Source organism: Clostridium aminobutyricum (genome assembly GCF_017255415.1).
In the GTDB taxonomy this organism is placed as follows: Bacteria; Bacillota; Clostridia; order Peptostreptococcales; family Anaerovoracaceae; genus Aminipila; species Aminipila aminobutyrica.
Window position 1 is genome coordinate 101,794 of the sequence record NZ_JAFJZZ010000001.1, and the last position, 12,880, is coordinate 114,673.

General features: G+C 37.9%; 20 protein-coding genes. 14 read left to right on the top strand and 6 right to left on the bottom strand.

Annotation, left to right across the window (positions count from 1 at the left end; genetic code table 11):
• The first annotated feature begins 34 nt into the window (after positions 1 to 34).
• The 5 genes from JYB65_RS00520 to JYB65_RS00540 all read left to right on the top strand — a co-directional run bounded on the left by JYB65_RS00520 (position 35) and on the right by JYB65_RS00540 (position 3,029).
• Complete coding sequence (locus JYB65_RS00520; RefSeq protein WP_206580634.1) at positions 35 to 1,399, top strand: hypothetical protein; 1,365 nt, start codon at positions 35 to 37, stop codon at positions 1,397 to 1,399.
• Positions 1,400 to 1,417: 18 nt separating this feature from the next.
• Positions 1,418 to 1,798 carry a hypothetical protein gene (locus tag JYB65_RS00525; RefSeq protein ID WP_206580635.1) on the top strand — a complete coding sequence of 127 codons (381 nt, stop codon included), beginning with the start codon at positions 1,418 to 1,420 and terminating at the stop codon, positions 1,796 to 1,798.
• Positions 1,799 to 1,809: 11 nt separating this feature from the next.
• Complete coding sequence (locus tag JYB65_RS00530) at positions 1,810 to 2,154, top strand: hypothetical protein (protein WP_206580636.1); 345 nt, start codon at positions 1,810 to 1,812, stop codon at positions 2,152 to 2,154.
• 292 nt (positions 2,155 to 2,446) lie between these two features.
• Entirely contained in the window at positions 2,447 to 2,812 is a 366-nt protein-coding gene (locus JYB65_RS00535) for a DUF2178 domain-containing protein (protein ID WP_206580637.1), read from the top strand.
• 16 nt (positions 2,813 to 2,828) lie between these two features.
• On the top strand, positions 2,829 to 3,029 hold the full coding sequence (locus JYB65_RS00540; RefSeq protein WP_206580638.1) for a helix-turn-helix transcriptional regulator: 201 nt from the start codon (positions 2,829 to 2,831) through the stop codon (positions 3,027 to 3,029).
• Between the two features lie 118 nt (positions 3,030 to 3,147).
• Here the strand turns inward: JYB65_RS00540 and JYB65_RS00545 are convergent, their stop codons facing one another.
• The 3 genes from JYB65_RS00545 to JYB65_RS00555 all read right to left on the bottom strand — a co-directional run bounded on the left by JYB65_RS00545 (position 3,148) and on the right by JYB65_RS00555 (position 5,532).
• The gene (locus tag JYB65_RS00545; protein WP_206580639.1) at positions 3,148 to 4,134 is read right to left on the bottom strand and encodes an NADH:flavin oxidoreductase; all 987 of its coding nucleotides are present in this window, start codon (positions 4,132 to 4,134) and stop codon (positions 3,148 to 3,150) included.
• Between the two features lie 353 nt (positions 4,135 to 4,487).
• Positions 4,488 to 5,135, bottom strand: a complete 648-nt coding sequence (locus JYB65_RS00550; RefSeq protein WP_206580640.1) for a hypothetical protein — start codon at positions 5,133 to 5,135, stop codon at positions 4,488 to 4,490.
• Positions 5,136 to 5,166: 31 nt separating this feature from the next.
• Positions 5,167 to 5,532 carry an MreC domain-containing protein gene (locus tag JYB65_RS00555; protein WP_206580641.1) on the bottom strand — a complete coding sequence of 122 codons (366 nt, stop codon included), beginning with the start codon at positions 5,530 to 5,532 and terminating at the stop codon, positions 5,167 to 5,169.
• Between the two features lie 413 nt (positions 5,533 to 5,945).
• Here JYB65_RS00555 and JYB65_RS15245 point away from each other — a divergent pair, with 413 nt between their 5' ends.
• Both JYB65_RS15245 and JYB65_RS00560 read left to right on the top strand, forming a co-directional pair.
• Entirely contained in the window at positions 5,946 to 6,086 is a 141-nt protein-coding gene (locus tag JYB65_RS15245) for an LDCC motif putative metal-binding protein (protein WP_425331109.1), read from the top strand.
• A gap of 80 nt (positions 6,087 to 6,166) precedes the next feature.
• A complete protein-coding gene (locus JYB65_RS00560) occupies positions 6,167 to 6,700 on the top strand; it encodes a DUF2318 domain-containing protein (protein ID WP_206580642.1) in 534 nt (177 codons plus the stop codon).
• A gap of 145 nt (positions 6,701 to 6,845) precedes the next feature.
• Here JYB65_RS00560 and JYB65_RS00565 read toward each other — a convergent pair whose 3' ends face one another.
• Positions 6,846 to 7,379, bottom strand: coding sequence for an Abi-alpha family protein (locus tag JYB65_RS00565; RefSeq protein ID WP_206580643.1), 534 nt, complete (start codon positions 7,377 to 7,379; stop codon positions 6,846 to 6,848).
• A gap of 384 nt (positions 7,380 to 7,763) precedes the next feature.
• Here JYB65_RS00565 and JYB65_RS00570 point away from each other — a divergent pair, with 384 nt between their 5' ends.
• Positions 7,764 to 7,946, top strand: a complete 183-nt coding sequence (locus JYB65_RS00570) for a hypothetical protein (RefSeq protein ID WP_206580644.1) — start codon at positions 7,764 to 7,766, stop codon at positions 7,944 to 7,946.
• A gap of 103 nt (positions 7,947 to 8,049) precedes the next feature.
• Here the strand turns inward: JYB65_RS00570 and JYB65_RS00575 are convergent, their stop codons facing one another.
• Together JYB65_RS00575 and JYB65_RS00580 are read right to left on the bottom strand one after the other, a co-directional pair.
• Entirely contained in the window at positions 8,050 to 8,196 is a 147-nt protein-coding gene (locus JYB65_RS00575) for a hypothetical protein (RefSeq protein WP_206580645.1), read from the bottom strand.
• Positions 8,197 to 8,334: 138 nt separating this feature from the next.
• Positions 8,335 to 9,843 carry an FAD-binding oxidoreductase gene (locus JYB65_RS00580; RefSeq protein WP_209010466.1) on the bottom strand — a complete coding sequence of 503 codons (1,509 nt, stop codon included), beginning with the start codon at positions 9,841 to 9,843 and terminating at the stop codon, positions 8,335 to 8,337.
• 305 nt (positions 9,844 to 10,148) lie between these two features.
• On the opposite strand from JYB65_RS00580, the gene JYB65_RS00585 reads away from it, so the two are divergent.
• The 6 genes from JYB65_RS00585 to JYB65_RS00610 all read left to right on the top strand — a co-directional run bounded on the left by JYB65_RS00585 (position 10,149) and on the right by JYB65_RS00610 (position 12,669).
• The gene (locus JYB65_RS00585) at positions 10,149 to 10,397 is read left to right on the top strand and encodes a phage holin (RefSeq protein WP_206580646.1); all 249 of its coding nucleotides are present in this window, start codon (positions 10,149 to 10,151) and stop codon (positions 10,395 to 10,397) included.
• Between the two features lie 255 nt (positions 10,398 to 10,652).
• Positions 10,653 to 11,030, top strand: a complete 378-nt coding sequence (locus tag JYB65_RS00590; RefSeq protein ID WP_206580647.1) for a zinc ribbon domain-containing protein — start codon at positions 10,653 to 10,655, stop codon at positions 11,028 to 11,030.
• A 30-nt stretch (positions 11,031 to 11,060) separates the two neighbouring features.
• Positions 11,061 to 11,240 carry a hypothetical protein gene (locus tag JYB65_RS00595; protein WP_206580648.1) on the top strand — a complete coding sequence of 60 codons (180 nt, stop codon included), beginning with the start codon at positions 11,061 to 11,063 and terminating at the stop codon, positions 11,238 to 11,240.
• Between the two features lie 243 nt (positions 11,241 to 11,483).
• Positions 11,484 to 11,831, top strand: coding sequence for a tetratricopeptide repeat protein (locus JYB65_RS00600; RefSeq protein ID WP_206580649.1), 348 nt, complete (start codon positions 11,484 to 11,486; stop codon positions 11,829 to 11,831).
• A gap of 106 nt (positions 11,832 to 11,937) precedes the next feature.
• Positions 11,938 to 12,129: a hypothetical protein gene (locus JYB65_RS00605; protein WP_206580650.1), complete on the top strand. Its 192-nt coding sequence runs from the start codon at positions 11,938 to 11,940 to the stop codon at positions 12,127 to 12,129.
• Positions 12,130 to 12,474: 345 nt separating this feature from the next.
• Entirely contained in the window at positions 12,475 to 12,669 is a 195-nt protein-coding gene (locus JYB65_RS00610) for a hypothetical protein (RefSeq protein ID WP_206580651.1), read from the top strand.
• Positions 12,670 to 12,880: the final 211 nt, after the last annotated feature.

Sequence of the window (12,880 nt, forward strand, 5' to 3'; positions counted from 1 at the left end):
TTAGATAACAGTTTAATAAAAGTGTGGTGATTATATGGTAATAATACGTCCGAGATTAGTTGATTATTTTAATATTCCGATCACTCAAGAAGAAGTTGATTTTGCAATTCCATTTTTAGATGAAGATATTCCGCTATATCTTGATCCATTTCTTTTATGGAAATCTCCTGCTCTACAAGACAATGCTTTGCATCTTTCATTGGTAAACTCATTTAATCATTTGGGGTATTTACGCATTAAAGGGAATATAAGTGAAGCTAGTGACACCCTAATAAATATATCTGAATGTAGCGAAGTGGGACTTGGTACTGGTAAGTCAAAACGTGGTCTTAAAATTTCTCAAAGGACGGCATCCGAAATATTAGATTTGTTTAATGCTGTTCCTGCAATAAAATTATCGGGGTTTTCACATTTCGAAGAAATACAACTATATGTAAATAATATTTCTAAAGATCGCGTCAGTGATATCGCATGTAATTTTTTAAAATCTTTCATGATAGATTTTACGCAAGATGAATGTAAAAAATATAATATCCCGATGCAAATGTTTACCGAAATAGAGGTTTACAACAACAAAACTCATCGACTTGAAAAAGAAGATATCAATTTGCCTTTTAATCCCGAAAATGAAAGCCCGATTATTTTAGTACCCAAAAGGTGGCTGAGGTATACGCCTTGGATTAACTATGATGAGTATTTTGATAAGGGATATATTAAAGCTGGCGAAGAAAATAATTTTGAAAAAATACAGGTGTTAGATTATAATAGAAAAAATTACGACGTTGTATCCGCATATATTTCAGCTAAAGAACGTTGCCAATCTGATTGTAAAAATGATCCTCTATTTAAACAAATACCTATAACTTCAGCAAAAAAATCTTTAAGTGGAATACTAAAGTTGCCTACAGGAAAGGAAAATAATGCAGATAAAAAATTTGAAGATTATTGCACACGGTTGATTTCTTCTTTGTTATATCCGCATCTGGATTTTGCACAAGCACAAAGCCGTATAGAATCTGGTACGCAAATAAGAGATTTGATATTTTATAACAATTGCTCTTTCCCTCTATTAGAAGATCTATATAAAAATTATGATTGTAGACAAATTGTGTTTGAAATGAAAAACGTCCAAGAAGTATCTAGAGAACATATAAATCAAGTAAATAGATATCTCTCTGAACAATTTGGTCGTTTTGGAATTATTTTAACTCGTAATCCTCTTAAGAAAAGTATTTATAAAAATACTATTGACTTATGGTCGGGGCAAAGAAAATGTATCTTATGTATTACTGATGAGGATTTAAAATTAATGGTTGATGTATATGAAACTAAACAACGCGACCCAATGGAAATTATAAATAAAAAATACGTTGAATTCATTCGCTCTTGTCCATCTTAAAAGAAAGAAGGTTAGTTTATGAAAAAAGAACTTATAGATAAGTTTGAAAAGTTACATTTCCAAATAAAAAATATTTACTCAGAATTAGGAATTCTTTCAAAAAAGTCTCCAGATGGTGCTATTAATAAATTTAAACTTAAATTTGTTAACCAATTATTGACACAAGCAAATACTTTACTGGATGAGCAATATAAACCTTTTGCAGATTTTGACTTATTTCAAGAAGAAGATATACCCTCAAACAGTGATGTTGTCCTTGTGCTTTCTCAATATATTCAATGTCTTGAAAAGCTAAAAATGGATAATGTAAAGATGTTGTCTGGAAATTGGTACTGGATTATTCCGAATAGTAAAGAAGAAATAAAGACAACGCACCCATCATTTGATTTTACGAGATAGGAGAAAACTCCATGAAGGATAAAATTACTCAAATTGAAGTTAATCAGTATCAATTGCTTTTGCCGTTGTTAACAGCTACATATAATGAAATTCAAGAATTATCGAAGAAAAAACCAGAATCTCCATTAAACGCTTATAAGGTAAAAGCCATAAATCGTATCCTTAATCCCTTAAAAGAAATTTTAAAGAATGAAGATGTATTTGAATTTCTTGATATATTAGATTCTGATGATCTTCCTACGAATAGCGATGTGATTTTGTTATTAAGTCAGTATAGAGAAGCTATGGATTTATACCACAAAAAGTATTACGTTAGAAGTCAGAGAGATGGCTCATGGGATTGGAATATAAGGTAAATTATAGTGCATCTATTTTGACCTAATGACACATAAAGGCATAGTATTTCCACGAAGGGGATATTATGTCTTTTTTTCCCACGATTGTACAAAAAAATTCGAACACCTTTGAAAATGGTTGTTCGAATTTTTATTGCGGAAAATAGGATGTACTTTGCCGTTTACTGCAAGGAATTCAAACCACTCCGTGCCCAGCCGGGCAGATGCCGTTTTCATAGTTATACTTGACATACATTTATGATAGTGATATATTTGTATCATAAAGATATAAATATATCACAAAGGAGTTTTTATGTATAACAAGTTAAAGAGATTTGCGCCTTTTTATGGTTTTTTTGGCTTTTTCGGGTTCTTTGGATTCCAATATTTTTCTACGCATGATGTTGGCGATTTGTTTTATTTTTCTTTTTTTGCGTTCTTCGCCTTTTTTCTAATTGGAAAGCTATCTAAGGAAATGCGTGACGAGCGGTTTGTAGAAAACTCGCAAAAAGCTGCGGCAAAAGCCTTTTACATTCCAATGCTGGCGGTGTTCATCATCGGCTGGAGTGCAACACAACCCTTTGGAACAAAGGAGTTTATGGTCATTGTAAGTGCATTTGCATGGGCATCGAGTATGATTACTTATGCGGGGGTATTTTACTACTATGAAAAACACTGAGCGACGGGAGGCTATTATGGGTGAATTTACATCTAACTTAAAAAAATACCGCCAGCTTGCAAACTTAACGCAGGATGAATTAGCTGAAAGAGTTGGGGTGCGCCGTGAAACAATTGTTAGGCTCGAAGCGGGAAAATACAATCCCTCACTCAAATTGGCAATAGACATTTCGAGAGTAGTTAATACTGCTATTGAAGACATTTTTATTTTTGATTAAACAAGGTGTGTATGCCCCTGTTGCAGTTGAATCGGAAAATCTTTTTTCCACCATCTTTACAAAAAAATTCGAACACCTTTGAAAATGAGTGTTCGAATTTTTTATTGCGGAAAACCGTTTACTGCAAGGAATCCAAAGCGCGCCGTGCCCAGCCGGAATCTGCCATGGCTTTGCGCCCTACGCCAATTACATCCGCAGCATTTTGCTCCAGCAAAGCCTCAGCCTCTTGACCTGTGGTGACGCCTCCGGTGAGCATGACTGGAATCTGTACAGCGGAGCGGATGGCGATGCTGGAATCCGAAAAATATCCTGCAAGGGTCCGGTCTTTTATCGTATAGCGGCAAAAACCGCCGGAAACATCCAGAAAATCCACTCCAGCCTGTTCCAGCAGTGCGGCAGCCTGTGCGCCATCTTCGGTGGTGTTGCCGCCGGGTAGGTAATCACACGCGCCTAGACGCATAAAAATGGGGTAGGCTTCTCCAACGGTCTGGCGCACGGCGTGGATAACCTCCCGGTGCAGCCGGACACGGTTTTCGAGGGAGCCGCCGTATGCATCTTCCCGATAATTGGTAAGAGGGGAATAGAACTGGTTCAGCAGGTAGGCATGAGCGGAGTGAATTTCCACCGCGTCAAATCCGGCCTTTTGCGCGCGGCGGGCGGCTGCGGCAAACAAATCGATTATACGGCGGATGTCGTCGTGTGTCATCGCGCGAGGCATTCTATCGGAAAATGGATTTATGACTGCGGAAGGAGCGATCATCGGATGGTCACAGTCCGCGCAGGCGCTGCCGCCATGGTTAATTTGCAAAACGGCAAAGGAGCCGTTTTCCCGGATGGCGTCTGCAAGACGGGAGAGCCCATCAAGGTCGGTATCGTTTGCGGCCGAAAGTTGCACACCGCGTGCTTTTCCTTCGCTGGAAATATAGGAATGCTCTACAATGATCAGACCAAAGCAGCCGTCCGCACTTTTTTCCCTGTAATAGGAGAGCAGCTCCGGTGTCAAATGTCCTTCCGCATCGGCTTTGCCCGTGGCGATCGGCGGGAAGGCAAGGCGGTTTTTTAAGGTGAATTTGGGAGTGGAGAGGGGAATGTTTAGCTTTACCATAGAATACCTCCTGTATTGAACAAAAGAATAAAGATACTATATAATGATTTAGATTTGTTATGGTTACCATATCATATTTGGATAAAAGCGGCAACAATAAAGAGCTTATTCAATTCCTGTTATCCGCACCAACTGGAAAAAATACCACTTAATTGGACAGTTTTTATTGAAAATCCAATCAAGTGGTACTTTTATTTATACCTTAAAATAAGTCCGTCTTTCTTAATAAATTAATGTTAGTATTAATACTTTAGAGAAATTTTAAGATAGAGAATGAATCATTAAAAGCTGAGTTTTATTTAAGAATTGCAGATAATTAAAATGCAATCTTACGATCTCTTCAATGCGTTCTTCTATTCCAACAGTGCGCTGGGTGAATGTTTAAAAAAATCCAAAGCGCCTTTTGCCATACACAATGTCACAAGGTTCGTATATTGAGTAACATAGGAGAGTGTTTTTGGATCTTTATCCCCGGTGTTCCCCAGTGTTTTCAATGCAATCGCTGTCGCCTCTAACTCTTTATTTCTTATTGCAGAGGTAGCAGTTTCGCTAAATTGTTCCACCATATAAGTGATAAGTCCGCACAGTGTTTTAAATGTGGATTCCAACCCTTTTTCAATAATCATTGGTTTCAAAAGATCGTCAAACAGGATCTTCACTTTACTTAATGGTAATATTGGCTTAAACATGTCTACTAAAATATAGTAAATAATCTGTTCTTTTGTGTAATAGGAGTATCTGGAGTTTTTCACTTCTTGTTCCGCCGGGACGAGATTCTCCGTGAGGTACGAGAAAAACATTTTCCGGGTAACATCAATATCTATAGATCGAAGATATTTTTCAACTTTAGAATAGCTTACATGATCCGGGATTTTTTGAAGATCGATCGCATTGTATTTCTCTTGAACATTTTTTGAAATACCAGTAACGACTTTCTTTACGATGGCTTCATAATCACCTTTTTCAATATTCTCTAATTCCGCTGTCTGCTCTTTGCTCATTTCTGCAACCTTTCTTAATTCTTGAATTTCATTACCATGTTTCACTATTGCTTTGCAAGGCATGCTGTTCGATCATGATGCGCTGCTGCATATTTTCCGCCTTTAACTGTTCGATGTCCTTTTTTAACTGCTCGATTTCCCTTTTCGATTGATCGTAGGTCTCTTTTCTCAGTTGCACATTTTCTTTTTTTTGTTGAGAGTTTTCTCTTCTCTGATGTGCGCTTTCTCCAATCCGTCGAACATATAGGACAATCAGCAGACCCAGTACGCCAAGGGCAATCGCGCCCACGTTGGCGTAAACCGGATAAGTTTTAAATATCGGCAACAGCTCTGTTAGGCCCAAAAATCCCATTACCAGGAAAGCCAGACTAAGAATAAAACTTGTCATTCTTACCATATGAAGCACCTCCAATGCTTTTAGAAGTTTTTAATTGTATATGTTGATTGCAATCTGCCACAGGCAAATCAACCAATGAGGTAAAAGCCGTCAATTGATGATCCTGTCACCACTTGTACTTTTTGATTATATCCACAACTTTGTTTTTCATAGGAATCACGTATTTCCTTTCTTGGTTTGAAGCGGTAAAAACCCAACTTCTGTGATCGGGCAGGTCTTTAACAATATTTCGCTCCATAAAGTGTTACCTTATGGTTATACTTACATGTTATACTTTATTCCAATAGATGTCAATGGCTTTATGCAATTAACTATGCGATGAAAAAACTTTTTCTCCATCATTTCTACAAATTTGCTTGCTACAATAATACAATAAATATATAAAAAGATGAATGGAAAGGAGGAGTTCGCTTATGACATTTTGGATACGAATCAAAAAAGCTTTTCAGGAGTATTTAGCTCGCATGGAAAAGTCGAACAAGGAGATATTCGGAAATGGAACACCTAGTTGCTGCAAAATGAACCGAGACCAAACAAATAAGCGGCGGCAATGAACAAATTATTGGGCAGACTATCCTCCCCATTATTTCTGCCAAGACATCAGATATATAAAAGTATAAGGAGTAACAAGAAAATGCAAGAACACAACGTGAGACTTAAAAATACGACAAGGAAAGTGATGCCGGGTATACTGCTGGCACTCATTCTCTTATTTTCATTGACTGCCTGTTCTGAAAAAAGCAGCGCTTCCAATGACGCAGACCCCAACGCTGAACAGCAGAGGACAATCAGCACCGTCTCAGAAGACAGCGGCTTAGTCATCCCTGTTGGAGATATTACGGAAAAAGCCGCCTTCTACCCGGTAGACGTTGATGGTACAAAAATGGAGGTCATTGCTGTTAAGGCTCCAGACGGGACAATACGCACAGCCTTCAACACCTGCCAGGTCTGCTATGATTCAGGAAGAGGTTATTATGTACAATCCGGCGACAAGTTAGTCTGCCAAAACTGCGGCAATCAGTTCTCTATGGATCGCGTTGAGGTGGAAGCAGGAGGGTGTAACCCTTATCCGATTTTTAAGGAAAATAAGACGGTGACAGACGACTCCATTACGATTTCATATGACTTCCTGAAGGAATCCAAAGACATATTCGCAAACTGGAAGTAGATGTATGGAGGAGTGAATTGATTCGCGTCAAGTTAAAGATTTCAGTTTGAGCTTATTCAGGATTATTCTATCTTGAATAAGCTCACAACCGAAATACAGACTATAGGAAAAGTATATTTCATTGGAATTAAATGCATAACTTGGTTTAGCTCTTAGCGTCAACAAGCTTATCTAAACTTTCAATGGCAAGTTGCCCTAAATAGGTTAGTGCAATACTGCCAAACTCCAAGCTTGGAATGTCAAATAGAAATTCATCCTTATCTTTTGTCTGAGCTACGGTTTCTTTAAAGTAAGCATAGAGCGCTGAATCCGAATAATCAGTATAATTCCCATTTTCCAATGGCTCTTCATAATCCAAAGTAATGAGCCCTTTATCTTTAAGACTTTCCAAAACAACAGCCATACTCTTTACCGTTTCCATGGAATCCGTTCTGTTATTTATATAGACTGGAGCCAAGGCTACCGATTCTAAATGACTTGACTTGGTACTTTTCAGCACAAATTGAGCTAACGGTAAATACGGAGTCTGTGCTAATTGTTTTAGAAATTCTGTTTCTTCTTCCGATATCTGTATCTCTGTTTGATGAGGTCCGCAATGGCATCCGCCACAGCTATGTCCCTGTTCTTGAGTGCTATCGCTGCTATCCTGACAGCAACAACCTTGATGTGTATTATTCATGGTATAATCCCTTTCTCTTATGCTATCACATCAGCCTTATCAGCCAATGAAACCGCGAACGTTATTCTTCTAGAAGATGTTCAAATACACCTCTATTTATAGAAAATCACTTCGTGTAGTCGGTAAATATCAACTTTTTAATTTTAAAGAATCATATAGTATCCGATTCGTGCAAAAGTTAGTTGCCGCTAACCAGTTAAAATAGAATAGCATATGGCAACAGACTTGTCAATAAGTATCCTCATCTATCGAGTCCCAATACTCAACTTCATTTCTATCATTTGGACAGCCGGCAATCAAAAAATTTGACAACTTATATAAATTTAATTATAATTATCGTTAAGTTTGAATAAAGACAGCCAACTGCATGGAGAGGAGTATTGTATGGACGACATTTTTAACAGTAATATAGGTATCATCATTGATGTAGTACTTGCATTTATAGTTGTATTCTTATTAGGCATAGGATATGTAGGGTATAAGGATTATGCTAAGAATAAAGGATCGCAAAAGACGGATGTTAATTCAAATCATTCAGATGATGAAAATAATAATTTAAATATATAATTGAAAAACCAATTGTCATTAACAATATAAAATTCTCAATAAAAAAGCCCGCTGGGCTTTTTTATTATGCAGTAAATAACAACTTATGGTTTGCTATTTCGTATCAGTGTCTGGACGGCACATCACCATGATCTTCTCCCTGATCTCTCACGATAAGAACGTCTTCTAAGTGCATATCGACCGGTGGATGGACCATTTTATCATTGATCGCTCCTGATGACATATTCTTTAAATTTATATTTTCGTACATGATATTCACCTCCTTGATATTAGACTAACCAAATTTGTTGCCGGTATTCTATGTGTATGCTATCCAAATAACCCAAGCAGATCGCGAGAAGACACTTAAAAGGGTCTTCCCGTCAATTATTCCGTTTACAAGGTGAGTTCATACCTGCGAAGCAGAGTGATCGACAGGCGGTTGAAATAAGTCCCTTTGATGGACTTGGTCTCGGACATACCTGAATCCACGATAAGCTGCATCGTCAGATTTCATTGTTAATGTTTCATCTATACCCTTTTCACAAAAATCCGGTGTCGGCGGCTGGCACTTTCTCCAGATGCCTTGCGGGAATGTGAAAATATTAAACGGATCATACTTCGCTTTGACCTTTTTCAGAGTGGAGGCATGAGCGCCATAATACTCCTCCAAATAGTTAGGCAGCTCATTGTATGGGAAATTAACATAAGAGCCTGTCGTTACGGACGCCAACGCTGGGAAGCGATCGTATATCCAGCATCTGTTTGCCTCTTTAAACCTGTTTTCCTCCCAAGTAGTTTCCAGCCAGATGATAAAGTGTGCATTTCGATAAAAGAAGGCGGTCTCATCTGTTTCGATTTCACTGACTCTGCCGCCTAGTGCATACATGGATAAACCTGCAAAGACGGAACCTTCCGGACGCTCACCAATTAGTTTGACAAGTGCTGAAATTTCACATTCATTAAAATCTTTTAAAACAAAACGACTGACAGACTGGAATTTCTCAAAGTCCGGATAGTTGCTTCCGATGATGGTAACGGCATCTAAAAATGTCACATACTCGAAGTCATACTCCGCCCCGGCGAGTTCAAGAAACGGTTTTACGATTTGCTCGGCTTCGTCCGGTATGCCATAAAAGAACCCTCGAATCAACATTGCCAGACCGTCATTGACAGAGTTGTAGATTCTTGAAATCAGCGTGATTCTGGGATCGGCATCGGACAGCCATTCTTGCCAGGTCTGAAGGAATACTTCCTGCTCCTCCGGTGATACCTGGAGATAGTCAATTTCGATTAAGGTAACGTTGTCAATCTTCGGAGGAAGCTTAAATGTCATAGATACGATAACACCGAAATTACCGCCGCCTGCGCCGCGGCATGCCCAAAAGAGATCTGCGTTGCAGTTCCGGTTTGCTTTAATAATGTTCCCCTCGTAGTTCACAAGCTCTATCTCCTCAAGACTATCACATCCGAGCCCAAAATATCGGCATGAAAGTCCCCAACCGCCTCCCATGGCATATCCGCTTACACCGACAGTCGGGCAGGTGCCCCCGGGAAATGGATAGCCTTTTGAAGCCACAAATTCGTACAGCAGCTTGTTGGTTACACCGCCCTGTACATATAATCGGTTTTTCCTTTCATCAAGATCAATGCCGGTCATCTCACTTACATCAATGACTAGGGTACAGTTACCGTTTGAATACCCTTCATAATTATGACCGCCGTTGCGAATTCGGAGGGGTGCGTGACACTTTCTTGCCCATATCACGGCGTGGGCTACATCCCATTTATCTCTGCAATAGTTGATGATGCAGGGATACTGCTGAATAGCTCGATTGTAGTCCTGTCTTGCTTCGTTATATAAAGGATCTGCAGGTATGACAATACGGCCGGTAAGACCGTAGAAATAGTAATCCAAATCCAATTCCTCCTTTGGCAAATGTTAAATTTATTACTGAAAATAAACGAAAATAGATGATGGTACACTATATGAGGACCGTTCCGTGAAGGTTCTGGACCCTTTTGACTTCATCATTCATACTATAGTAAGGGTCGTGTTTTAATAAACGATCCAAGCAGCACGAAAACGGATCAAATACAAGTTCTGTTATCGTTATGCAGTCAGATGAAATATTATTTTTAAAATTATTTCGCTAGGAGAGTAGAGTCGCATTAACAATGATGAATTTAATGCAAATTTCAACAATAGAAAGGGAAGATGAGATGAACATTAATTGGAAATTAAGAGTTATGAATAAAATAACAATTACAGCATTACTCGCTTGCGTGGTAACGTTTATTTATCAAGTGCTCAGTATCGTTGGGATTACTCCTGCTGTATCGGAGAATCAAATCACTGACATTATCGGAGTAGTACTCAATCTATTGGTTGCAATTGGAATCGTAGTGGATCCAACAACAAAGGGAATATCTGATAGCGAACGGGCATTGGCCTATAAGCAACCAAATTAGAATGTAGAATAAAGAATAACTTAAACAAAAATTTTGTTTAAACAAGAACTAAAGTGCACCCGAAAAGCCAAAATATACGCTTTCACAGGTGCACTTTTTATTGCTCATAATAAGCTGGTGTGGATTCCAATGGAACGTTTTAAGGTTGAATCTGTTTTGTGAATTTATGCATAAAGTGCTATGATATGGTTGAAAAAGATTTCATATCCAATATACTGTAATAGAGAGATTATGTCGGATAAGGGGGAAACTGAAATGCCATTAATAAATTGTCCTAATTGCGGAAAGGATATTTCCGAGCAATCATATAGTTGTATGCATTGTGGCTTTACGATAAAAGAGAGACCCATAAAAGATGCAGAGGAGAAACTTGTTCAGAAAAGTGGTTATTCCAACGCAAAGAATTCAGGCTTAGACTATAGCCGGATAGGAAAAATCAGTATTGCGATAGGGTGTATCATTTGGTTGGTTGAACTGATAAGACTATTCATTGGGATGTGCTCGTACCGGAATGAAGAGGTGTACATTGCAATACTCAATGCCGTATATTTTGTGGGGTGGACGATAATGGGAGGTTCGCTGATTTTGGCAGGAATATTCGCAATGATTTACGGCAGGTTGCAAGAGAAGTAATCCTGAGATTTTACATGAAGGAGTTTTCGTATGGAGTTTAACTGGATGACAACGCTGGCAACGGCATTTAACTTGGCATTGCTTGTGTCGATCGTAATAGGGCTGTATTGCGCAGTAAGAGGATATAAGAATTTTTTGAATCGAAATAGAGAGCTGGAAAGAAAGGTTGATTTGATTCTGAGCAAAATGGATCAAGAAAATCAAAAATAATATGTTCATTGTTGGCATCTACCCAATTATTTTTTAAATAAAAATGTAGAAATTTATTGGAAATGGTAAAATATTGTAGTAATATAGTATATGGAGTAAAAAATTAATCCGTTTCTAATCAAATATATAATGAACGCTATGGATTTAATCCAACGTTGCTGTAGAGAAGCGTTCATTGAATCATACGGCGACATCGCTTGTATGGTGTAATGCAAATTATTAATTATAATGGGAGCTAAGTTTATGGACGATATTACTAAAGATTGTGCACAGTATTGGGAGAGTGTAGGTGTCAGCTATCAAGAATCAGGCGATTATGAGAATACGATAAAAGCTAAAATTAGAGCGACAGAACTTGAAACTAACGATACACAGGATTGGGATCGTTTCAGTGAAAATTATTATGATTTAGGAAAATATGAAAAGGCTATAGAAACAGCACTCAAAGTAACAGACAACAAGCCTGACAATGCACAGTATTGGAACAGTCTGGGAATTAGTTATTATGAATCAGGATATTATGAAAATGATATAAAGGCTAAAATTAAAGCGACAGAACTAAAAGTTAAAGATAATCGTTTTTTGGTGTAGTAATAAATTATCTTCAAAATTAAACCAGCATTATTATCGTACCATTGGTCATACTAATGAATGAAAAATTGTTACATTTTTTATGGAATTTAATGGAGGTAATACTATGAAAATGACTACAGAAGACTATCTAAAAAAGGCTTTATTGGATACACAGGAACGAGTTCGTGATTTCATGGATATTTCTTATGAAGTGAAAAACCCCGAAGTCAAACAATTTCTCCGTGAATATGCTGCAACAGAAGGCCTTCATGCACAGGAGCTCAAAGATTATCTTGAAACCGGCAAAGTACGATAGAGAAGTTACTAGAACAATCAACAATAAAAAATACTGAATCGATAAACCTTAGAGTATTACTCCAAGGTTTTTTCATAAAAAAACGCTCACTTGTTAGGTGAGCGTGATATTTAATTAGAAACGGCGCCTGCAACAGCAATCACGGGGTTCGCAGCAACAATTTCCTCCGCCGCCACGATTAGTTCCCCAAAGAGCTAATAATACAAGCCATATACCAGGATACATAAAAGCACCCCCTTCCATTGTTCATTTTATATTATGCAATATGTGTTAAATGGTGATTTAGGTGGACATGACGAATACCCTCAAATGATTTGGTTAGGCTAATGGCAAGGAGGTGATATCATGTACGATAATATGGATTTAGGCAACATGAAGTCAAGAGATATTGGGAATTTAACATCAAAGACTCTTATAGATCTTGGCAAGCAGGTTGTTACCGACGGAAACCCTAATCAGGAAGTGGACTATGGGGATTTACCATCCAGAAGATTAGCCGATCTTGGAAAGCAAGTTGTCATAAATCAGTTAAATCAATAGGTTATACAAAAACCTGAATGAGATAAACCCCTTTAGAAGTGAGCTTCTAAGGGGTTTTTTTAATCAAATAATTGCACGCTCTCTTTATAAAAATGATATAATAACATAATTGTTTAAATTCAGCGTTGCTGTAAGAAACGTTCATTGAATCACACTGCGACGCTGCTTGTGTGATAGAATAAAAAATCAGGATGAAGAATATAAGAGGAAA